The sequence below is a fragment of the Leucobacter triazinivorans genome (genome assembly GCF_004208635.1).
Classification (GTDB): Bacteria; Actinomycetota; Actinomycetes; order Actinomycetales; family Microbacteriaceae; genus Leucobacter; species Leucobacter triazinivorans.
The window spans coordinates 2,698,909-2,719,519 of sequence record NZ_CP035806.1 but is presented as its reverse complement, the minus strand read 5'-3'; the positions used below and the strand labels follow the sequence as shown (position 1 = coordinate 2,719,519).

Here is a 20,611-nt window from a genome sequence, read left to right as displayed (position 1 = left end):
TCCGCGGATACACTGGCCGGATGACGGCGGAGAGGACCGGCGCGGCCGAGCGGGCGGCGCGCGCGTGCGCCGAGGCGGCCGAGCAGCTGCGCGCCGCCGGCGTGCCCGCCGAAGCGCTCGCCGAGTACGTCGCGCCCCGGCGCGTGCTGCTCTGGACGCGCCCTGCCACCATGCGCCCGCTGGGCGATGTCTGGAGGATCGGCCCTCTGCTGCTCGGCGGTTCCGGCGAGCTCTACGCGCTGGGACGCGCGACGCGCGCTGCCGAGCGCGGACGCCCCGGCTACCAGTCGCTCTCGCGCGAGGAACGCAGAGAGATCGCCGCGGCGGCGCTGCGCGGCGGATACGAGACCGGCACCCCCGTGAACTACGACGCGGTGCGCATCCCGCTCGGCCCCGACGAATCGGGGCCGGATCCCGAGACGCCAGAAGCACCCGAGGCGCCAGAGGCGTCCGGAGCGCCCAGAGCGCCCGGGGCGGCCTCAGCCGACTCGGCTGCACCGGCGGGCGGTCCGCTCACACCATCGACCGGGAGCACACGGCGCGAGCTGCCGGTCGGGGTCGCCGACGGCGAGTTCCGGGTGCGCTGGCGCGCCGGTGCGCCGCTGGCGGGTGCGCCGACGCTGCGCGACTTCCTCGCGGAACGCGTCGAGCTGCTGATCTCCCCGCCGTTCTGAGCCCTCCCCGCACGCCCGCCGCGCGCAGCCCGCAGTGCCGCGCTGCGCCGTTGCCGCGCCCGCCAGGCCACGCCTTCTTCTGTCTCGCAGAAATACCGGGGTTATTCACCCCCGAATCCGCGATCGGGGCGGCCTCAAGTTGGGAATAGTGAGAAGTAAGCCGCTCACGGCCCTGGTGAACGATGACGACACGACACGAAGGAAACATCATGACTGCGTTCCAAGACGATATCGAGGCAGTGCAGGCCCTCAAGGAGCAGAACGGCTCCGGCTGGGACGCGATCAGCCCCGAGCACGTCGCCCGGATGCGGGCGCAGAACCGCTTCAGGACCGGCCTCGAGATCGCCCAGTACACCGCGGACATCATGCGCCGCGACATGGCAGAGTACGATGCCGACTCCTCGGTCTACACGCAGTCCCTCGGCGTCTGGCACGGCTTCATCGGCCAGCAGAAGCTGATCTCGATCAAGAAGCACCTCAAGAGCACCAACAAGCGCTACCTCTACCTCTCGGGGTGGATGGTCGCGGCCCTGCGCTCGGAGTTCGGCCCCCTCCCCGACCAGTCCATGCACGAGAAGACCGCGGTGCCCGCGCTCATCGAGGAGCTCTACACCTTCCTCCGCCAGGCCGACGCCCGCGAACTCGACCTGCTCTTCACCCAGCTCGACGACGCCCGCCTCGCGGGCGACGAGACCGCCGTCGAGTTCATCCAGTCGCAGATCGACACGTACGAGACCCACGTGGTGCCGATCATCGCCGACATCGACGCGGGTTTCGGCAACCCCGAGGCGACCTATCTGCTCGCGAAGAAGATGATCGAGGCGGGCGCGTGCGCCATCCAGATCGAGAACCAGGTCTCCGATGAGAAGCAGTGCGGCCACCAGGACGGCAAGGTCACGGTGCCGCACGAGGACTTCATCGCGAAGATCAACGCGGTGCGCTACGCGTTCCTCGAGCTCGGCATCGACAACGGCGTGATCGTCGCCCGCACCGACTCGCTGGGCGCCGGCCTCACCCAGAAGCTCGCGGTCACCAGCGCCCCCGGCGATCTGGGCGACCAGTACAACTCGTTCCTCGACGTCGAGGAGATCTCCGAGGCCGAGCTCGGCAACGGCGACGTCGTGATCAAGCGCGACGGCAAGCTGCTGCGCCCGAAGCGCCTCGCGAGCAACCTGTACCAGTTCCGCAGCGGCACCGGCGAGGACCGCTGCGTGCTCGACTGCATCACGTCGCTGCAGAACGGCGCCGATCTGCTGTGGATCGAGACCGAGAAGCCGCACGTCGAGCAGATCGCCGGCATGGTGGATCGGATCCGCGAGGAGATCCCGAACGCCAAGCTCGTCTACAACAACAGCCCGTCGTTCAACTGGACCCTCAACTTCCGCCAGCAGGCCTACGACCAGCTCGCCGAGCAGGGCGCCGACGTCTCGGCCTACGATCGCGACAAGCTGATGAGCGTCGAATACGACGGCACCGAGCTCGCCGAGCTGGCCGACGAGAAGATCCGCACCTTCCAGCGCGACGGCTCGGCACGCGCCGGCATCTTCCACCACCTGATCACCCTGCCGACCTACCACACGGCTGCGCTGTCGACCGACAATCTGGCCAAGGGGTACTTCGGCGACGAGGGCATGCTCACCTACGTCCGCGACGTGCAGCGCGAGGAGATCCGCCAGGGCATCGCGACCGTGAAGCACCAGAACATGGCCGGCAGCGACATCGGCGACAACCACAAGGAGTACTTCGCCGGCGACGCGGCCCTCAAGGCCGGCGGCAAGGACAACACGATGAACCAGTTCAGCTGACTCTCGTCGCCTGAGCGCTGCAGGGGACCCCGACTCCGGTCGGGGTCCCCTGCTCGCGTGCGCGGGACGGTGCGCTCGGACCCGGATCCTGCGTCGGATCCGGAGCGCAGCCCGCGATCAGCGCACGACGTCGATTCCGGTGGCCGCGGCCGCCTGCTCCAGTGATCCGAGGTTCGTGAGATTGCCGAAGCCCGCGGCCTCCATGAGCGCGATCGCCTGGCCTGAGCGGTTGCCCGACCGGCAGTAGACGAGGTACTCGGCTTCGGGATCGAGCTGCGGGATCGCAGCGGCGACCTCGCCGCCGGTGAAGTCGAGCAATTGCGCCCCGGCCAGGTGGCCCTCGGCGTATTCCGCGGGGGTGCGCACGTCGAGAATGATGGCGTCGTCGGAGACGTCGAGGCCCGCTGCGGAGCCGGCGCTCGCGGAGGGCGCGGTGGAGCAGGCGGCCAGGCCCAGCGCGAATGCGCCGGCGACCAGAGGCGCTGCGATCGAGGTGAGGATGCGACGCATGAGCGTTCCTTTCATCGGGGTCGGGGTCGGGGTCGGGGTCGGGGTCGGGGTCGGGATCGGGATCGGGATCGGGATCAGGGTCGGGATCAGGGTCGGGATCGGGATCGGGGTCGGGATCAGGATCGGGGTTCGACGTCGGGTGCGTGCGGGGCCGGGCGATCGTCTGCGTCCCGGGGCACCTCGCACCTGCCGCCCGGACAGTGCTGCGGCGCCGTTCGGGAGATCCGGGACTGCAGGGCGCAGCCCACGCAGATGCCGAACGCGGTCTCGAGGAAGAGCAGAAGCAGACAGGTGCCGCAGAGCACGAGCGTCACCCAGAGCGGAGCCTGCAGCAGGCCGGTCGCCAGGCAGGCGGTCGTCCCCATGCCGTAGCCGAGCCACCAGGCGAAGACCTTCTGGGGCGCCCCCACCCACTCGGGGCGCTGTCGCGCGACGATCAGGCGCGCCAGCAGCAGCGAGGGGGCGAAGCGGTCGCCGGCGAGCACCCGGATCAGCATGTCGAGCATGAAGACGGCGCCGAAGGGCTTGAGCGGATCTGCGGTGCCCGTGAGGATCGCGGTGACGTAGAGCACGATGCCGGGCAGGAAGAGCAGGCCAGCGGCGGCACGGGCCTCGCGCTCGTTGATCACCGGGACCGCGTACCCGGGCACCGTTCGCCCCACGCGGGGCCGTGCCGGGGTCGCGGGGGTCACGGGGTCCGCTGCGGTCACGGGGCCCTCTGGGGTCACGGGGCCCTCTGGGGTCGCGGGGCCCGCTGCGGTCACGGCGCCCTCTGGGGTCACGGGGCCCGCAGGGCCCGCTCCGACGCCGCTCACGCGAGACCCGCCAGGGCGTTCGGAATCTCCTGCACGAGCACGAAGGCGCCCATGGCGAGCACGAAGATGCCGAACCCCCGTCGCAGCGCGCGCTCGGGAACGCGGCCCGCGAGGCGCGCGCCGAGCAGGGATCCCGCGATCGCGACCGCGGTGAAGGCCAGCACCGTGGGCCAGTCGATCTGCACGGCGAGCAGGTATCCGGCGAAGCCCGAGGCCGACTTCATCGCGATCACGAGCAGCGAGGTCGCCACGGCAACGGCCATCGGCAGCCCGCCCAGCAGGTTCAGCGCGGGCACCACGAGGAACCCGCCGCCCGCACCCACGAGGCCCGTAGCCAGCCCCACGAGCAGCCCGTCGATCAGGATCCTCACGAGCGGCCGGCCCGAGCTGCGGGCCGCCCCGGCCTCCGCTCCGGATTCCGGGGCGGCCTCCGCCCCGCCCTCGGCCGCCGGCCGACGCGCTCGCCCGCGGATCATCGCCACGGCTGTCGCGATCATCATCCCCGCGAAGAGGATCATCAGCACGGCCCCGGGGATCATTCCTCCGAACACCCCGCCGACGAAGGCGCCCGCCATCCCGGCGACTCCGAAGATCGCACCCGTCTTCCAGCGCACCCGCCCGGCCCGTGCGTGCGCGATGAGGCCGAAGGCGCTCGTCGCGCCGACGATGAAGAGCGATGACGCGATGGCGGCTCTCGGCTCCATGCCGAGCACGTAGGTGAGGATCGGGGTGGTGAGGATCGACCCGCCGCCGCCCAGGAGCCCCAGCGAGACGCCGACGAGCACGGCGAGCAGCAGTGCGATGACGAGCGACGGTTCCATGCCGGGTCTCCTGGACGGATGCGGGTGATCGAGGGGGCGGAAGGGGCAGAAGGATCAGGCCGCGACGCGCTCGTCGACCGCGACCGGCTTGCCCGAGGCGGCCCAGCGGGCGAAGCTGCCGTCGAGCTCGGCGATGTCGTACCCCTCTCGGCGCAGCGCGCTGGCGGCGACGCTTCCCCGCACGCCGCTCTGGCAGTAGGCGACGATCGTCCCGGCCTCCTTCGGCGGCAGCAGGTCGAGGTTCCACAGCACTCGGCCGCCCGAGAGCTGCTGCGCCCCCGGCAGGTGACCATCGGCGTACTCCGTCTTGTTGCGCACGTCGAGCAGCGCGACCCGCTCGACGCGGTCGAGATCCTCCGGCTGCACCAGCTTCGGCACGACCAGCTCGAGCCCGTCGAGCGAGGTCGCGAAGCCGCGCACCGCGTCGATGCCGACGCGGATGAGGTGGTCTCGCATCGCCTCGGCCTCGTCGCGATCGCTCGCGAGCAGCACGAGCGGTCGCTGCTCGGTGTCGGGGTTGTAGACCCAGGCGCCGTAGCTCGCCGCCTTCGCGACGCCGGGGATGTTCAGCGCGCGCGGAACGGTGCCCTCGTGCACCAGGCTGTTGTGCCGGGTGTCGACGAAGACCACCTCGTCGGCGGCGAGCTCTGCGGCCAGCCGCTCCGACGTGTACTCGACGAGCTCGGGAGCGCCGCCGATCACGGCGGGGCCGATCTTGTTCTGCAGCTTCATGCGCCCGAAGTAGGCGTGCGCGTCGGGCTGGCCGCTGAGCAGTTCGTCGATGAAGCCCTGCTCGTCGTCGTTCCGCAGGTAGGGACCCCACCAGGAGAAGTTCCGCTCGTATCCGACGGTGGACGCGGGAATCGCGCCGAGCGCCTTGCCGCACGCGCTGCCCGAGCCGTGCGCCGGAAGCACCTGCACGTAGTCGGGCAGGGTGAGGAAGCGATCCCGCAGGCTGGCGAAGAGATCCTTCGCACCCTGGAAGCGGGTGTCGACGAAGCCGGCCGCCTCGTCGAGCAGGTCGGGCCGCCCCAGGTCGCCGACGAACACGAAGTCGCCGGTCAGCATGAACCCCGGCTCGTCGGCCTGCGCGCCGTCGGTGACGAGGAACGAGAGGTGCTCGGGCGTGTGCCCGGGCGTGTGCACCGCCTCGACGGTGATGTTGCCGAGCGCGATGCGGTGACCGTGCCGCATGCGCACTGCCCCGTCGAAGTCCGCGCCGTAGGTCCAGTCCGGTCCGCCCTCGTCGGAGACGTACATCTGCGCGCCCGTGCGCGCGGCGAGCTCCCGGGTGCCCGAGAGGTAGTCGGCGTGGATGTGCGTCTCCGTGACGGCGACGATCCTCATGCCCTGCTTCTCGGCAAGGTCGAGATAGACGTCGAGGTCTCGGCGGGGGTCGACGACGATCGCCTCTCCCTTCGCCTGGCAGCCGATGACGTAGCTCGCCTGGGCGAGATCCTCGTCGTAGATGCGTTCGAGCAGCATGATCAGATCCTTCGTGTCGAGAGCGGTTGCAGGGTCAGCGGCAGGTGCAGCGGTCGGCTTCGGGCACGCCGAAGAGGGCGTCCTCGATGTGCTGGCCGCATCCGGTCCAGGTGGGCTTGCCGCAGGTCGAGCAGGTGATTCGTGCGCACATGAGTGGGTCCTCTCTATCGATGTGCCGGGGTGGAAGATGTCGGGACGGTCAGACCGTCGGCTGCGCGTCGCGCTCGGCGAGCTGCCGGCGCACGTCGTCCATGTCGAGGTCGCGCGCCCCCTGGATGAGCTGGTCGAGCTGCGGCGCACGGAGCGCACCGGGCTGGGCGTAGACCATGATCCCGTCGCGGAACACCATCAGCGTCGGGATCGAGGTGATGCGGAACTCAGCCGCCAGCTGCGGCTGCGCCTCGGTGTCGACCTTGGCGAAGACGATGTCGGGGTGCTGCTCCGAGGCCTGTTCGAACACCGGCGCGAAGGCCCGGCAGGGGCCGCACCACGCCGCCCAGAAGTCCACGAAGACGATGCCGTCGCCGGCAACGTGACCCGCGAAGTCGTCGTGCGTCAGATTCTTCGTCGCCATGATCCGCTCCTCCCGGCTCAGCGCCCGAACAGGCGGGAGAAGAACCCGCCCCGCTCGGCCTTCGCGGCTTCGACCTGCGCCGGCGAGTGCTTGCCGTTGCACCACTCGGATGCCGGCACGCTCATCTTCACCATCGCGACGTGCTGACCGCAGCCCGCCCAGGTCGTCTTTCCGCAGGTACGGCACTTCGTCGCTCGGCACATCGGGCACTCCTCTTTCGTCGAACTTGTGACCTCAATACCCTAGGGGGTATCTTGGTGATAGCAACACTATACCCCCGGGGGTATCCCCCTTGTCAAGTCCGATGATCGAAACACGCAGAACGGAGACCAGCAATGGCGCACCAGGCAGCGGACACGCCCGCTTCGGCAGCATCGGACGCGGCGGCCCAGCGGAGGATCGTGAATCGCCTCCGCAGCGCCCACGGGCAACTCGCAGCGGTGATCGCGGCGGTCGAGCAGGACGGCCACCGCCGAGATATCGTGCAGCAGCTCGCAGCGACTTCCCAGACGATCGATCGCGCCGGATTCCTGGTGGTGTCGAGCGCACTGCAGGAGTGCCTCGCAGAGCCGGATCGGGCGGACGCATCGGATCCGGAAGAGCTCGAGCGCCTCTTCCTCAGTCTCGCGTAGCGCCGTTCCCGATTCGGGCGGGTGTCGGGGCGATCACGGCATCACGTGAGGCGCGCCTCGCTCAGGTGCCCGTCGATCCCGCCGAGCCAGGAGCCTTCGGCCGCAGTACCGACTTCGAAGTGCCCTGGAGAGGAATCGAACCTCCGACACCCGCTTTAGGAGAGCGGTGCTCTATCCACTGAGCTACCAAGGCGTACGGTGCGCGCCGAGGCCTCGCACCGAGAGACGAGTCTAGCAGCGTCGCCCCTCCGGTTCCGCCGCCGGTGGCGACGCGACACCGAGAGCGCGCCCGGTCGGGCGCGCTCCCTCGCGCGCGCCGGATCCGAGCGTGCGGTCGCGCTGCACCCGCAAACGCGAGGAGCGGGCGGGGTCGAAACCCCGCCCGCTCCTCGAAGATGTGTGAGCGCTGCTCAGCCGAAGCGCACGACCCCGTCGGGGGCGCCGTCGATGAACGCACCGGCGACAACGGTCTGGTTGCCACCGTAGCCGCCGTGGACAGCCTGGCCGTTGCCGATGTAGACGGCTACGTGACGACCGGACCACACGAGCACGTCGCCCGGGGCGTAATCGCCGCTGGTGACGAGCGATCCGCCGAGACCGGTGTACTCGCCGACCTGCGTGCCGAGGTCGCCCGCGGGGATGCCGATCGCGCGCAGCGAGCGCTCGACGAGCGCGGTGCAGTCCTGGAACTGACCGAGCTGAGCGAGTGCCGCACTCACGATGCCCTGCGCGCCCTGACCGGCCGGAACGTCGTTGCCCGAGAACGCCTGAGCAGCCTGCTGGCCGGCTGCGCCCTCCGCAGCCTGCTCCTCGGCGGCGCGGGCGGCCGCTGCAGCCTCCTCGGCCTCCGCGGCCTCCTCTGCACGCCGCTCCTCTTCGAGCGCCTCGGCGCTGACCTCGCCGGTCGGAGCGACGAGAGGAAGCACCGCGTCATCGGCGTCGACCGTCTGCAGGGTCTGCGCCGCGGCGAAGCCGTCGGGCAGCCCTTCGGGCTCGGGCGCCGTGGCGTAGGCCGGGAGGCTGAAGGTGCCCACCAGGCCGAAGCTGAGCACTGCGGCACCGGCCATCTGAGCGATTCGCTTCGTCTTCGCCGAAGCCGGCTTCGCGGCGTCGCCGGAAAGCACGACGTCCGTGCTGGAGTTCTGAATCACGAGAATAATCTGCCTAACGTTCGCTTACGGTTCTCAAGTCCGAGAAACGACCCTTTCGAGCCGCGACCGTTCAAGGGTAACCGATGATCTCAGGAATGTCACGTTCCGGTCACGGAACCTTCGACCAGCCTTGAAACTTGGCGTGTTCTCAGCGGAGTTCGCGGCCGCGGTTCTCTCGATATCGAGAGAAGTGCGGGCGACCTCCGCTAGATCACGCCCTGCTCGAGCATCGCCTGCGCGACGCGCACGAACGCTGCGGAGTTGGCGCCGAGCACGTAGTCGCCGGGCCTCCCATAGCGCTCCGACGCGGCGTAGGTGGAGCCGTGCACATCGCGCATGATGTCGTGCAGCCGGGTCTCGCTCTTGTCGCGGTCCCACCGGGAGCGCGCCGCGTTCTGGCTCATTTCGAGCGCCGAGGTGGCCACGCCGCCCGCGTTGGCCGCCTTGCCCGGCCCGAACAGCACGCCGGCGTCCTGCAGCAGCTCGACGGCCGCCGGCGTCGTCGGCATGTTCGCCCCCTCGGCGACGGCGCGCACGCCGTTCGCGACCAGCGTGCGGGCGTGCCCCTCGTCGAGCTCGTTCTGCGTCGCGCAGGGGAAGGCGAGTTCGGCCGGCACGTCCCACACGGCCCCGCCCGGGATGAAGCGAGCCGAGGAGCGGCGATCCGCGTAGACCGAGATCCGCGCCCGCTCGACCCCCTTGACCTGCTTCAAGAGGTCGATGTCGATGCCGTCCTCGTCGACGATGTACCCGCCGGAATCGGACGCTGTGATGGCCCTGCCCCCGAGCTGCTGGATCTTCTCGATCGCATAGGTCGCGACGTTACCCGACCCCGACACCACGGCCCGGCGCCCCTCGATGCCCTCGCCCGCGCGCAGCAGCATCTCCTCGGCGAAGAACACCGCCCCGTAGCCGGTGGCCTCGGTGCGCACCTCGGCACCGCCCCAGCCGACGCCCTTGCCCGTCAGCACCCCCGCCTCGTAGCGCTGCGTGATGCGACGGTACTGGCCGAACAGGAAGCCGATCTCGCGCGCACCCACGCCGATATCGCCGGCGGGGATGTCGGTGTGCTCGCCGATGTGGTGCACCAGTTCGGTCATGAAGCTCTGGCAGAAGCGCATCACCTCGGCATCGCTTCTGCCGCTCGGGTCGAAGTCCGACCCGCCCTTCCCGCCGCCGATGCGCTGCGAGGTGAGCGCGTTCTTGAAGATCTGCTCGAAGCCGAGGAACTTGATGACCGAGAGGTTCACCGAGGGATGGAAGCGGAGGCCGCCCTTGTAGGGGCCGAGCGCGGAGTTGAACTGCACGCGGAAGCCGCGGTTCACCCGCACGAAGCCCTCATCGTCGGTCCACGGCACGCGGAAGATGAGCTGCCGCTCGGGTTCGACGAGGCGCTCGAGAATGCCGCTCTCGACGAACTCCGGGTGCTCCGAGAGCACCGGCTCCAACGACTCGAGCACCTCGTGCACGGCCTGCAGGAACTCGGGTTCCGCCGCGCTGCGGTGCTCGACGACGCGCGCGACCGCGCGGATATGGGCTTCAGGGGTGGGCAATGACAAATTCGTCTCCTCGGTCTATCAACTCCATCGCGGACGGCATCTCCGTCCTCTGCGTGCTCCCGGCTTCGTACGTGTCGCGCCCGCGACTACGCCGAGACGAAGATATGGGCGGCGACGTCACCCGGAAGGTCGAGCGCCTCACTGGATCCCTCCACCTCGACGTGCACCACGTTGCCGCGGCGGGTGAAGGTTGCCGTGCTCCCGGGAAGGATTCCGGCCCCGGCGAGCTGCTCCAGCAGCTCGGGATCCACCTGCAGCGGCTCGGCGAGGCGCTTGATGTGCGCGGTCACCGGCTGCCCGTGATCGACCAGCAGTTCGGCGATGCCGGTGACGCCGGTCTGAAAGGATCCCGCGCGCATCGCACCGAGTTCGTCGAGCCCCGGTATGGGATTGCCATAGGGCGACTCGGTGGGGTGCCCGAGGATTCCGAGCAGCTTGCGCTCGACCCGCTCGCTCATCACGTGCTCCCAGCGGCAGGCCTCCTCGTGCACGTAGGCCCACTCGAGACCGATGACATCGGAGAGCAGGCGCTCGGCGAGGCGGTGCTTGCGCATCACGTGCACGGCCTTGGTACGGCCCGACGCGGTGAGCTCGAGGCGCCGATCATCGGTCACGACGACCAGCCCGTCGCGCTCCATACGACCGACGGTCTGAGACACGGTGGGGCCGGAGTGACCGAGCCGCTCCGAGATCCGGGCGCGCAGGGGAACGATCCCCTCCTCCTCCAACTCGAGGATCGTGCGGAGGTACATCTCGGTCGTGTCGATCAGGTCCGTCATCGCCGTCCTCTCATGACTGGGGCACGCTTCACACACTAGAGCATGCGGAGCCGGTTTCCCGACTCGTCCCGGTCGGCGGACCCGCGCTTCTCGCGGACGAGCCGTTGCGGGCCCCGGGCTCTCGTAGAATCGTGCACATGGCCGAAATCACCATTCCCGCTGAACTCCTGCCCGCCGACGGTCGCTTCGGGTGCGGCCCATCCAAGGTGCGGGGGGAGCAGATCGACTTCCTCGCCTCGCTCCAGCCCCGCGTGCTCGGCACGTCGCACCGCCAGGCGCCGGTGAAGGATCTCGTCGGCAGCGTTCGCGAGGGTCTCGCGGAGCTGTTCCGGGCGCCCGAGGGGTACGAGGTGCTGCTCGCCAACGGCGGGGCCACGACGTTCTGGGATTCCGCGGTGCACTCTCTCATCGAACGCCGCAGCCAGCACCTGGCGTTCGGCGAGTTCGGTGCGAAGTTCGCGAAGGCCGCGGCCGCCGCGCCATTCCTCGATGCGCCCGACATCCGCACGGCAGACGCCGGCTCGCGCTCGCAGGCCGAGGCGGTCGCCGGCGTGGACGTCTACGCCTACCCGCACAACGAGACCTCCACCGGCGTGATGGCGCCGGTGCGCCGCGTGGCCGGCGACGAGGGAGCGCTCACGCTCGTCGACGCGACGAGCGGCGCGGGCGGCATCGATTTCGACGCGAACGAGGTCGACGTCTACTACTTCTCCCCGCAGAAGAATTTCGCCTCCGACGGCGGCCTGTGGTTCGCCCTCGTCTCGCCCGCCGCGATCGAGCGGATCGAGCGCATCGCCGCCTCGGGCCGCTATATCCCGGAGACGCTCAGCCTCGCCGGCGCGGTCGAGAACTCGCGCAAGAACCAGACGCTCAACACGCCCGCACTCGCGACGCTCGCGCTGATGGACGAGCAGGTGCGATGGATCAACGGCCGGGGCGGTCTCGCCTGGGCCGCCGCCCGCACCGCCGAATCCTCGGGCGTGCTCTACGACTGGGCGGAGCGCACCGCGGTCGCGACGCCGTTCGTCGCGGATCCGGCGCACCGCTCCCAGGTGGTCGTGACGATCGATCTCGACGACGCGGTGGACGCAGCGGCGATCTCGAAGGCGCTGCGCGCGAACGGGATCGTCGACACCGAGCCCTACCGCAAGCTGGGACGCAATCAGCTGCGCATCGCGACGTTCACCGCGATCGAGCCCGACGACGTGCGCGCGCTCACCGGCGCGATCGACTACGTGCTGGAGCGCCTGGTCTGATCCGTCGTATGCACCCCCTCGCCTGAGGGGGGGGTGCTGCCGGGCTCGGTCGCAGCCGCCACCGATACCGAGCCCGACAGCCGAGCGGCCGGGTGCGCCGTCTGCCCGATTCGAGTGAGACCTGGGTGTGCGTCGAATCGGGATCTGCGGCGAACGGGTGTCTCCGCTCAGATGCGGGACGGAGGGAAGCCGGGGAAGGGCCGCCCTCCGTCCCGGCCTTTCAGCCGGACGCCGACGGCGGCCGGCGGCTCGAGGGGAGGGCGGGCACTGCGGCGCGGACCGTTCCGATCCGCCGCGCGCGGCTCGGCTGCCGCGCGTCGGGCGTGCCCGGGGCGCGGTCGAGCGGAGCGTGTAGCGGGTCTCTCCGAGCTCTCATTGCGTCCTCGCTTCCCTGGTGACGAGGAGTGCCTGTCGCGGGTCGAAACCCGAATCCTCGTTACTCGAGAACGCTATGAAGAGATCCGGGTTCGCGGATCCGTGAAAATTACGTACTTCGACTCATGGCCGGCCCGACGCAGTTACGGCGTCCCTCGTGCGGGACCCGGGCGACGGCGCAGAGATCCGCCTATTCGTCGTCGTCCGACCCGTCTTCCGCGTCGGTGTCGTCGTCATCGTCGGCGTCATCGATATCGTCAGGATCGTCGGCGAAGATCTCGGAGTCGTCGGAGTCCTCGTCGAGATCCTCGTCCTCGTCGAGATCGTCCTCGCCCGCATCATCACCGGAGTCGACGGCTGCGCTGGCATCTTCGTCGAGGTCGACGCCGTCGATCTCGTCGTCGAAATCGCTGAAGTCGTTGTCGAGGAGATCGTCTTCGGAATCGGCATCGTCCTCGTCGCCGAGCTCGGCCGCCGCCGCCTCGGCAGCCGCCGCTTCCTCTGCGGCCTGACGCGCCTGCGATTCCCGGTACTGCGCCAGTCGCACCGACCACGGCACCCACTCGGGTGCCACGACGGCGCCGTCGCCCGGCAGAAGTTCGACCTCGAGCACGTTCACCGGGGATTCCTCATCGACCCGCGAGAGGGTGGCCGCCCAGCGCCACCCCGGGTAGCCCGGAAGGCGGCACTCGAAGAACAGCGTGAGCAGGTGCGCCTCGTGGACCTCGTGTCCGTCGTCCGAGCCGATGGTGCGCGGATCGGTGATCTCGGCGAGCGCTGCGCGCGCCTGATCCCGCGACGCCAACAGCACCTCGTCGAGCGCGGTCGGGGCGGCCGGGCCCGTCACCCCCGACGCATCCGTCGCGCTCGAAGGATCCGTCGCGGCGTTCGCATCCGTCGCGGCGTTCGCATCGGGTGACGTCTCCAGGGCCTCAACCGGCGGCACGTGGGCGTCAGACATCGAAGTCATCCGCGACTCGGCGCAGCATGGTCGCGATCTTGCGCGACTGCGAGCGCTCGGGATACTGGCCGTGCTTCAGGTGGCTGCCCACGCCGTCGAGCAGCTTCACCAGATCCTCGATGATCACCGCCATCTCGTCGGCCGACTTGCGATTGCGCTTCGCCAGGCGCGGCGTGTCGATGAACCGCACGGAGAGGGCCTGCGGCCCCTTGCGGCCATCGGCCACGCTGTACTCCAGACGCGTGCCGGGCTGCACGTCGGCGCCGTCGGGGAGCACCGAGGCGTGCAGGTACACCTGCGCCCCGTCATCCCCCTGAATGAACCCGAAGCCCTTCGCCTCGTCGTAGAACCTGACCTTGCCGTTCGGCATGCCCTCGTCCCTCTCCAGCGGAGTCGACTCCGCCACGCACGTCTTCGCGAGCGATGCGCTCGCATACTCGGCCAAGTCTACCGCGTTCTCCTCCGGCCCCCTCTGCGGTGCGGCGGATAGCATGGCACGGATGTCCACTGCACCCAGCACCCCGTCGCTTCTCGAGCGAATCCTCGCATACGCCTCGCTCGCGATCATCGCGACCGCGCTGCTCTCGTTCTTCGTCACGCTCATCGTGGGCATGAACGACCGCGAGGCGATGGCCGAGGGCCTGTGGCCCTTCGTCTACGGGCTCTCCCTCATCGGTCTACCCGTGGGCTTCGTGCTGCTGATCCTGCTGCTCATCCTCAGTCAACGCCGTCGCCGCGCCGACTTCCGTCGCGGCACCCGCTCGTAGGCGCGACGAGACCATGAGCGGCACTCTCGCGCTCGCCTCCGCCATCGCGGAGATGGACCGCGACGCGCTCGAGTCGCTCGTTCGACGCCGCCGACCGCAGGCGCCCGCGGGTGTGCTCGACCCCATCGGACTCGCCGCGGAGCTGCTGCGCCCCGACTCGATCCTGCGCGCCCTCTCCCCCCTCGATCGCGATGCGCTCGCGGTGCTGCTCGGACTGGCCGAGGAACCGCGCGCCGGCCTCGCCCGCGACACGGATACACGCACCGCGGAGCGGGTCTCCGCGCTGCTGGCGCTGGGGCTCCTGGGCGTCGAGGATGCGCGTCCGGTGGCGCTCCCGGAGGTCACCAACGCGCTGCGGCACGCCCTCATGACGGCCGGACACCGCCCCGACGACCTCAGCACGCCGCCGCCGAGCCGTTCCGGCGACAACGCGTCCGCCCCTCCCGCTGCGCCTCCGAGCGCCGACAGCTGGGTGACCGCCGCGCTCACGGCGGTCGGCCAGACCGCCGAGTGCCTGCGTGTGCTGCGGGATCGCCCGGCCCGTCTCAACCGAAGCGGCTCCGTCGCCGTGGCCAGTGTTCGGGGAATGGCAGAGTCGATCGGCATCGAAGCGGATCACGCCGCGCAGGCCCTGGCCGCAGCGGACCGCGCGGGCCTCGTGGCCTCGGGCGGGTCGTCGCTCGTGGTCTCAGAGCGCGCGGAGGAGTGGACGGAGAGCGATCATATCGCGCGATGGCTCGACCTCGCGGCGACGACGCTGGCGACGATCCCGGCCCCGCTGCGCGCCGGGCTGGTGCGCGAGGAACCGCTCGCGGCGATCGCCGCCGGTCTCCCGGAGCGCTTTCCGCTGCTGTCGGAGGCCGAGTCGACCGCTGCGCGGCGATTCGTCGTTGCGGCCGAATACCTCGGCCTCAGTTCGCACGGACGGCTCAGCTCGGTCGCAGAGCTGCTGCACTCGGGCGAGCGGGCCGCCGCCGAGCGACTCGTGCGCGATCTGCTGCCGCCCGCGGCCCCCGGCGTCTACGTGCAGCCCGACCTGAGCGTGATCGTTCCCGGGCCGCTCGCACCGGCGGACGAGATCGATCTGGCAGCGCTCACGGTGCCCGAGCACATCGGCGTCGCCTCCACACGGCGCGTCACGGAGGCCTCCATCGCCGAGGCGTTCTCGCGCGGCATCACGCCGCACCAGGCGCGCGCCGCATTCGCGCGCGTCTCGCTCACCGGCATCCCCCAGCCCCTCGACTACCTGATCGGGTCGCTCGCCGAGCGGGTGGGGAACATCCAGGTGAGCGAGCATCACGGGGATGACGGACGCACCCGCATCGTCGTCGGCAGCAGCGAGCTCGCCGACACGCTGACGGTGGATCGGGCGCTGCAGCATCTGCAGCTGCACCGGGTGGACCCGACCACGCTGTGCTCCCGGCTGCGCGCCGACCATGTGCTGGCCGCGCTCGCCGATGCCAGATACCACGCGTCGAGTCCCCGTGCGCGCGCGAGTGCGAAGGCCGCCACCGAGAGCACGGCGCCGCCCCGTGCGCAGGACGCGCACGACGACCTGCCCGAGGCGCTCTCCGACCTGGTCGAGCGCGTCTTCCTCGCGGCACGATCCGAACCCGGGACGAGCAACTTCACGCGGAGGCTCGAGCTCGCGATCCGGGATCGCGTGCCCGTGCGCGTGACCGCGGAGGCTCGCGGCCAGCAGCACACCTTTCTGCTGCTCCCCGTCTCGCTCAGCGGCGGCCGCCTGCGGGCGACCGACCAGGCAGCCGGGGTGGAGCGCACTCTCCCGGTCAACCTGATCACCGCGGTCGAATCCGCCTGATCTCAGCCCGGCTCTTCGTCGCGCTTCCCTCATCCTGCCTCCCGCGCCCTGCCTCCCCACGCCCTGCCTCCCCACGCCCTGCCTCCCCGCGCCCTGCCTCCCCGCGCCCCCTTCGCGCGTCAGTAGATGTCACCAACGCAGAGGTGAGGCAACAACAACTGGCGCGCGTTGCGGTGGACGGGGACGGCCGCGCAGCGACCGACGCCCCGGATTCCCGGGACGGACGCGGTAAACTCGACAGCTATGACACTCGGCCCCCTCATCGTGCAGAGCGACCACACTGTACTCATGGAGGTCGCGCACCCGGACGCGGAGGATGCGCGCCACGAGCTCGCGGTATTCGCCGAGCTGGAGCGCGCGCCCGAGCACATCCACACCTACCGCATCACGCGGCTCGGCCTCTGGAACGCGCGCGCCGCCGGGCACACCGCCGAAGAGATCCTCGCCACACTGAACCGTCACGCGAAGTTCCCGGTGCCCACGGGGGTGGCGAGTGAGATCGAAGACACGATGCGGCGCTACGGCCGCCTCACGATCGAGCGACTCGACGCCCCTCCGGGTGAGCGAGCGGAGCCGCCCGAAACCGAGGATCCCACGATCTCGGCTCCGATCCGCCCCGATCGCACCGCGGCCCCCAGCGGCCAGCTCATCCTGCGCTGCGATGATCCCGCGATTCTGCGCGAGGTGGCGAGCGCGAAGAAGATCGCACCCCTGCTCGGCAATCGGCTCGACGACCGCACCTATCCGGTCGAGGCGTGGGCGCGGGGCGAGCTGAAACAGCAGCTCGTGGCGCGCGGCTGGCCGGCCGAGGATCTCGCCGGCTACACCCCGGGCGAGCCGTACGACATCGATCTCGTGCAGCAGGGCTGGCAGCTGCGCGACTACCAGGCCAAGGCGGTCGAGGCGTTCGAGCACGGCGGATCCGGTGTCGTGGTGCTGCCCTGCGGTGCGGGCAAGACGATCGTGGGCGCGGCGTCGATGGCGGCTGTCGGCGCGAAGGCGTTGATCCTCGTCACCAACGCGGTCTCGGCCCGCCAGTGGCGCGACGAGCTGCTGCGCCGCACCAGCCTCACCGAGGACGAGATCGGCGAATACTCCGGGCAGGTCAAAGAGGTGAAGCCGATCACCATCGCGACGTACCAGATCCTCACGAGCCGCAGAAAGGGCGAGTACGCGCACCTCTCGCTGCTCGACGCGCAGGACTGGGGTGTGATCGTCTACGACGAGGTGCATCTGCTGCCCGCCCCCGTGTTCAAGCTCACCGCCGAGCTGCAGGCCCGCCGGCGTCTCGGTCTCACCGCGACCCTCGTGCGCGAGGACGGCCGCGAGGGAGACGTGTTCAGCCTCATCGGTCCGAAACGCTACGACGCCGCGTGGAAGGACATCGAGGCGCAGGGGTTCATCGCCCCCGCTGCCTGCTTCGAGGTGCGGATCGATCTGAGCGAGTCGGAGCGCATGGAGTACGCGGTGGCCGAGGATCAGGACCGCTACCGCATCGCATCCTCGACGCTCGCGAAGCAGCCCGTCGCCCGGCGCATCATCGATCAGCACGCGGGTGAGAGCGTGCTGGTGATCGGCCAGTACATCGACCAGCTCGAGTCGATGGCGGAGGCGCTGGACGCGCCGCTCATCACGGGTCAGACCCCGGTCGATGAGCGCGAGCGCCTATTCGAGACGTTCCGCTCGGGCGAGGAGCGGATCCTCGTCGTCTCGAAGGTCGCCAACTTCTCCGTGGATCTCCCGGATGCGTCGGTGGCGATTCAGATCTCGGGATCCTTCGGCTCGCGTCAGGAGGAGGCGCAGCGCCTCGGCCGGCTGCTCCGGCCGAAGTCCGGTGCGCGGGCAGCGGAGCGGCGGAGCCTCGAGGCGGCCGGCGGCGGCGCGCCCGACGTGACCGACGTGACCGACGCCCACGACGACGCCGACGCGGCCGACGCCGCTCCCCTGACGGCGTCCTTCTACACGCTCATCGCGCGCGACACTGTGGATCAGGACTTCGCGCAGAATCGCCAGCGCTTCTTGGCCGAGCAGGGGTACAGCTACACGATCCTCGATGCCCACCAGCTGTAGACGGCGCGTCGTCGCGAGGCACAGCCCGAGATTGTCAGCGACTTCATAGCGAATCATCAGAGACTGAGAGCATGACTACTCAGCACAAGGGACCCAGGATCCTCATCGTCGATGACGAGCCCAACATCCGCGAGCTGCTCAGCACCAGCCTGCGGTTCGCCGGGTTCGGCGTCCGTGCCGTCGCCAACGGCGCGCAGACCATCTCCGCCGTACTCGAGGAAGAGCCCGATCTCATCATCCTCGATGTCATGCTGCCGGACATGAACGGCTTCAGCGTGACCAAGCGCCTGCGCTCGGCCGGCTACACCGCCCCCATCATCTTCCTCACCGCGAAGGACGACACCGAGGACAAAGTGGAGGGCCTCACCGTCGGTGGCGACGACTACGTCACGAAACCGTTCAGCCTCGACGAGATCGTCGCGCGCATCAAGGCCGTGCTGCGCCGCACGATTCAGGAGGACGAGGAGTCCGTGCTCAGCATCGGGCCGATCACCATGGACCAGGACACGCACGAGGTGACGGTCGACGGCGCCACGGTGGAGCTTTCGCCCACCGAGTTCAAGCTGCTGCGATACCTCATGCAGAACGCGAATCGCGTGCTTTCGAAGGCGCAGATCCTCGATCACGTCTGGGAGTACGATTTCAACGGCGACGCCGGGATCGTCGAGTCGTACATCTCGTATCTGCGCCGCAAGCTCGACCCGCTCACCGAGGAGTCGCTGATCCAGACCAAGCGCGGCTTCGGGTACATGCTGAAGACCGAGACGAAGTAGCGTGTCCCGCTTCGCCGACCGCTGGACAGATGTCTCGCTGCGCGCGAAGATCACGGGGGTCACGGTATTCATCCTGTTCCTCGGCCTGATCGTGGCGGGCGTCGGCACAATGGCCCTGCTGCGGCCGACGCTCATCAACAATCAGACGACCGAGCTCGCCCAGCTGCGCAGCGACCCCACTCCGGCGCTGGCGAACGGCGCCGACCTGCGGGGTCTCACGCGCGAAGACGTGCTCTTCGCCAATCGCGAGTACTACGTGGCGATGCTGGATGCGCAGGGCGAGCTGCTGTACGACAACACCGGCTACGCCGACGCGGAGACCGAGGGAAATCCGAGCATCGACCGCCCCCAGCTGCCGCAGACGCCACTGTCGCTCGACGCGGTGGCCGAGAAGCGGGACCGCATCGTCGATCTGGAGGGCGAGGGCGGCACGGGCTGGCGCGCCATCGTCTCCCCCATCTACGTGAACGGGCAACCCAACGGCACCCTGCTGATCGCCAGTTCGACGACCCTCATCACCCAGGCCGTTGCCAATTACGTGGTCATCTTCACCGCGTTCGGGATCGCGGTGATCCTGCTCGGCGCCGCGCTCACTCGCCTGCTCGTCACCGCCACCATGCTGCCCCTCGCGGAGGTGGAGAAGACGGCGCTCGAGATCTCGCGCGGCGACTACTCGAAACGCATCATGGTCACGAGCCCGCACACCGAGGTGGGCCACCTGGGCGAGTCGCTCAACGTGATGCTCGACCGCCTCGACGGCTCGCTCGAGGATCGAGCCCGCACCATCGAGCGCATGCGCCGCTTCATCGGCGATGCCAGCCACGAGCTGCGCACGCCGCTGGTGTCGGTGCGGGGCTATGCCGAGCTGTACCGCATGGGCGCCCTGCAGGACGAGGAGCAGGTGGGGCAGGCGATGGAGCGCATCGAGAAGGAGTCGATCCGCATGACCTCGCTGGTCGAGGATCTCCTCGCCCTCGCCCGACTCGACGAACGCAGGCCCCTCGAGCTCGCTCCGCTGCCGCTCAACCGCCTGGCGCACGATGCCGCGCTCGACGCCCGGGCGCAGGCTCCGGATCGCGAGGTCTCGGTGGTCGAAGCGCCCGGCGCGCCCGAGGTGATCGGCGACGAGCACAAGGTGCGGCAGCTGATGACGAACCTCATCGGCAATGCGATGCGGCACACTCCGGAAGGCAGCCCGATCGAGATCGTGGTCTCGGTGCCGACCGGTCCGTTCGATGCGTCGAGCTCTCCGAGCTCGCCGGGGTCGCCCGGTTCCCCTGCCTCGCCGGGATCGCCGGGATCTCCCGCGGGGCCCGCGGCACCCGGGGCTTCCGGGGGGAGCGGGACCGGATCGGCCGGGGGGACCGGGTCAGCGGGGCCCGCAGCCGCGGGGCCCGGGTCGGCGGGGCCCGGGTCGGCGGGGCCCGGGTCGGCGGGGCCCGGGTCGGCGGGGCCCGGGTCAGCGGAGCCCGGGTCGGCCGCGGTGCCTGTGGCGCGCTTCGAGATCGTCGACCACGGCGACGGGATCCCCGAGCAGATCCGAGAAAAGATCTTCGGCCGATTCTGGCGCGCCGATACATCCCGCAACCGCGAGACCGGCGGATCGGGCCTCGGCCTGGCCATCGTCAAATCGATCGTCGATGCCCACGGGGGGCGCGTCAGCGTGCACGAGACGCCCGGCGGAGGGGCCACGTTCCGCGTCGACCTGCCGAGCGCTCCACCGTCGGAAGACACGATCCCGGTGCAGCGGCTGATCGTCTGAGCCTCCCCTCCGGGCCCGCC

At 69.9% G+C, this 20,611-nt stretch carries 20 protein-coding genes and 1 tRNA gene; 9 read left to right on the top strand and 12 right to left on the bottom strand.

The features are described from left to right. Positions 1-20 precede the first annotated feature (20 nt). Together EVS81_RS12235 and EVS81_RS12230 are read left to right on the top strand one after the other, a co-directional pair. On the top strand, positions 21-674 hold the full coding sequence (locus EVS81_RS12235; protein ID WP_130110633.1) for a hypothetical protein: 654 nt from the start codon (positions 21-23) through the stop codon (positions 672-674). Between the two features lie 209 nt (positions 675-883). Beyond that, positions 884-2,479, top strand: coding sequence for an isocitrate lyase (locus EVS81_RS12230; protein ID WP_130110632.1), 1,596 nt, complete (start codon positions 884-886; stop codon positions 2,477-2,479). Between the two features lie 117 nt (positions 2,480-2,596). Here the strand turns inward: EVS81_RS12230 and EVS81_RS12225 are convergent, their stop codons facing one another. From EVS81_RS12225 to EVS81_RS12195, 6 genes are all read right to left on the bottom strand, one after another. After that, complete coding sequence (locus tag EVS81_RS12225) at positions 2,597-2,989, bottom strand: rhodanese-like domain-containing protein (RefSeq protein WP_130110631.1); 393 nt, start codon at positions 2,987-2,989, stop codon at positions 2,597-2,599. A 116-nt stretch (positions 2,990-3,105) separates the two neighbouring features. Further along, positions 3,106-3,699, bottom strand: coding sequence for a DUF4395 domain-containing protein (locus EVS81_RS12220; protein ID WP_240739840.1), 594 nt, complete (start codon positions 3,697-3,699; stop codon positions 3,106-3,108). Positions 3,700-3,800: 101 nt separating this feature from the next. Beyond that, positions 3,801-4,625 (bottom strand): sulfite exporter TauE/SafE family protein, encoded by an 825-nt coding sequence (locus EVS81_RS12210; protein WP_130110629.1) that lies wholly within the window; start codon positions 4,623-4,625, stop codon positions 3,801-3,803. 54 nt (positions 4,626-4,679) lie between these two features. Then, positions 4,680-6,110 (bottom strand): MBL fold metallo-hydrolase, encoded by a 1,431-nt coding sequence (locus EVS81_RS12205; RefSeq protein WP_130110628.1) that lies wholly within the window; start codon positions 6,108-6,110, stop codon positions 4,680-4,682. A 199-nt stretch (positions 6,111-6,309) separates the two neighbouring features. Further along, positions 6,310-6,684 (bottom strand): thioredoxin, encoded by a 375-nt coding sequence (trxA, locus tag EVS81_RS12200; protein ID WP_130110627.1) that lies wholly within the window; start codon positions 6,682-6,684, stop codon positions 6,310-6,312. Positions 6,685-6,701: 17 nt separating this feature from the next. Beyond that, positions 6,702-6,887: a hypothetical protein gene (locus tag EVS81_RS12195; RefSeq protein WP_130110626.1), complete on the bottom strand. Its 186-nt coding sequence runs from the start codon at positions 6,885-6,887 to the stop codon at positions 6,702-6,704. Positions 6,888-7,019: 132 nt separating this feature from the next. On the opposite strand from EVS81_RS12195, the gene EVS81_RS12190 reads away from it, so the two are divergent. Then, positions 7,020-7,316: a metal-sensitive transcriptional regulator gene (locus EVS81_RS12190; RefSeq protein ID WP_130110625.1), complete on the top strand. Its 297-nt coding sequence runs from the start codon at positions 7,020-7,022 to the stop codon at positions 7,314-7,316. 120 nt (positions 7,317-7,436) lie between these two features. Here the strand turns inward: EVS81_RS12190 and EVS81_RS12185 are convergent. The 4 genes from EVS81_RS12185 to EVS81_RS12170 all read right to left on the bottom strand — a co-directional run bounded on the left by EVS81_RS12185 (position 7,437) and on the right by EVS81_RS12170 (position 10,805). Then, positions 7,437-7,509: transfer RNA gene (locus EVS81_RS12185), tRNA-Arg, on the bottom strand. Between the two features lie 217 nt (positions 7,510-7,726). Next, the gene (locus EVS81_RS12180; RefSeq protein ID WP_240739839.1) at positions 7,727-8,467 is read right to left on the bottom strand and encodes an NlpC/P60 family protein; all 741 of its coding nucleotides are present in this window, start codon (positions 8,465-8,467) and stop codon (positions 7,727-7,729) included. A 206-nt stretch (positions 8,468-8,673) separates the two neighbouring features. Beyond that, positions 8,674-10,020 (bottom strand): NADP-specific glutamate dehydrogenase, encoded by a 1,347-nt coding sequence (gdhA, locus tag EVS81_RS12175; RefSeq protein WP_420813288.1) that lies wholly within the window; start codon positions 10,018-10,020, stop codon positions 8,674-8,676. Positions 10,021-10,112: 92 nt separating this feature from the next. Further along, on the bottom strand, positions 10,113-10,805 hold the full coding sequence (locus tag EVS81_RS12170) for an iron-dependent transcriptional repressor DtxR (RefSeq protein ID WP_130110623.1): 693 nt from the start codon (positions 10,803-10,805) through the stop codon (positions 10,113-10,115). A gap of 137 nt (positions 10,806-10,942) precedes the next feature. Between EVS81_RS12170 and serC the strand changes: the two genes are divergently transcribed. Next, complete coding sequence (gene serC / locus EVS81_RS12165) at positions 10,943-12,061, top strand: phosphoserine transaminase (RefSeq protein ID WP_130110622.1); 1,119 nt, start codon at positions 10,943-10,945, stop codon at positions 12,059-12,061. A 565-nt stretch (positions 12,062-12,626) separates the two neighbouring features. Here the strand turns inward: serC and EVS81_RS12160 are convergent. Both EVS81_RS12160 and EVS81_RS12155 read right to left on the bottom strand, forming a co-directional pair. Continuing rightward, complete coding sequence (locus tag EVS81_RS12160; protein WP_130110621.1) at positions 12,627-13,397, bottom strand: DUF3027 domain-containing protein; 771 nt, start codon at positions 13,395-13,397, stop codon at positions 12,627-12,629. Further along, a complete protein-coding gene (locus EVS81_RS12155; protein ID WP_130111462.1) occupies positions 13,390-13,767 on the bottom strand; it encodes a cold-shock protein in 378 nt (125 codons plus the stop codon). Before EVS81_RS12155 ends, EVS81_RS12160 begins: the two co-directional genes overlap by 8 nt. 130 nt (positions 13,768-13,897) lie before the next feature. Between EVS81_RS12155 and EVS81_RS12150 the strand changes: the two genes are divergently transcribed. The 5 genes from EVS81_RS12150 to EVS81_RS12130 all read left to right on the top strand — a co-directional run bounded on the left by EVS81_RS12150 (position 13,898) and on the right by EVS81_RS12130 (position 20,591). Beyond that, positions 13,898-14,164: a hypothetical protein gene (locus EVS81_RS12150; RefSeq protein WP_240739838.1), complete on the top strand. Its 267-nt coding sequence runs from the start codon at positions 13,898-13,900 to the stop codon at positions 14,162-14,164. Positions 14,165-14,177: 13 nt separating this feature from the next. Further along, positions 14,178-15,986, top strand: a complete 1,809-nt coding sequence (locus EVS81_RS12145) for a helicase-associated domain-containing protein (protein ID WP_130110619.1) — start codon at positions 14,178-14,180, stop codon at positions 15,984-15,986. Between the two features lie 243 nt (positions 15,987-16,229). Then, on the top strand, positions 16,230-18,056 hold the full coding sequence (locus tag EVS81_RS12140) for a DNA repair helicase XPB (protein WP_130110618.1): 1,827 nt from the start codon (positions 16,230-16,232) through the stop codon (positions 18,054-18,056). 71 nt (positions 18,057-18,127) lie between these two features. After that, on the top strand, positions 18,128-18,829 hold the full coding sequence (locus tag EVS81_RS12135; protein ID WP_130110617.1) for a response regulator transcription factor: 702 nt from the start codon (positions 18,128-18,130) through the stop codon (positions 18,827-18,829). A 1-nt stretch (position 18,830) separates the two neighbouring features. Then, positions 18,831-20,591: a sensor histidine kinase gene (locus EVS81_RS12130; RefSeq protein ID WP_130110616.1), complete on the top strand. Its 1,761-nt coding sequence runs from the start codon at positions 18,831-18,833 to the stop codon at positions 20,589-20,591. Positions 20,592-20,611: the final 20 nt, after the last annotated feature.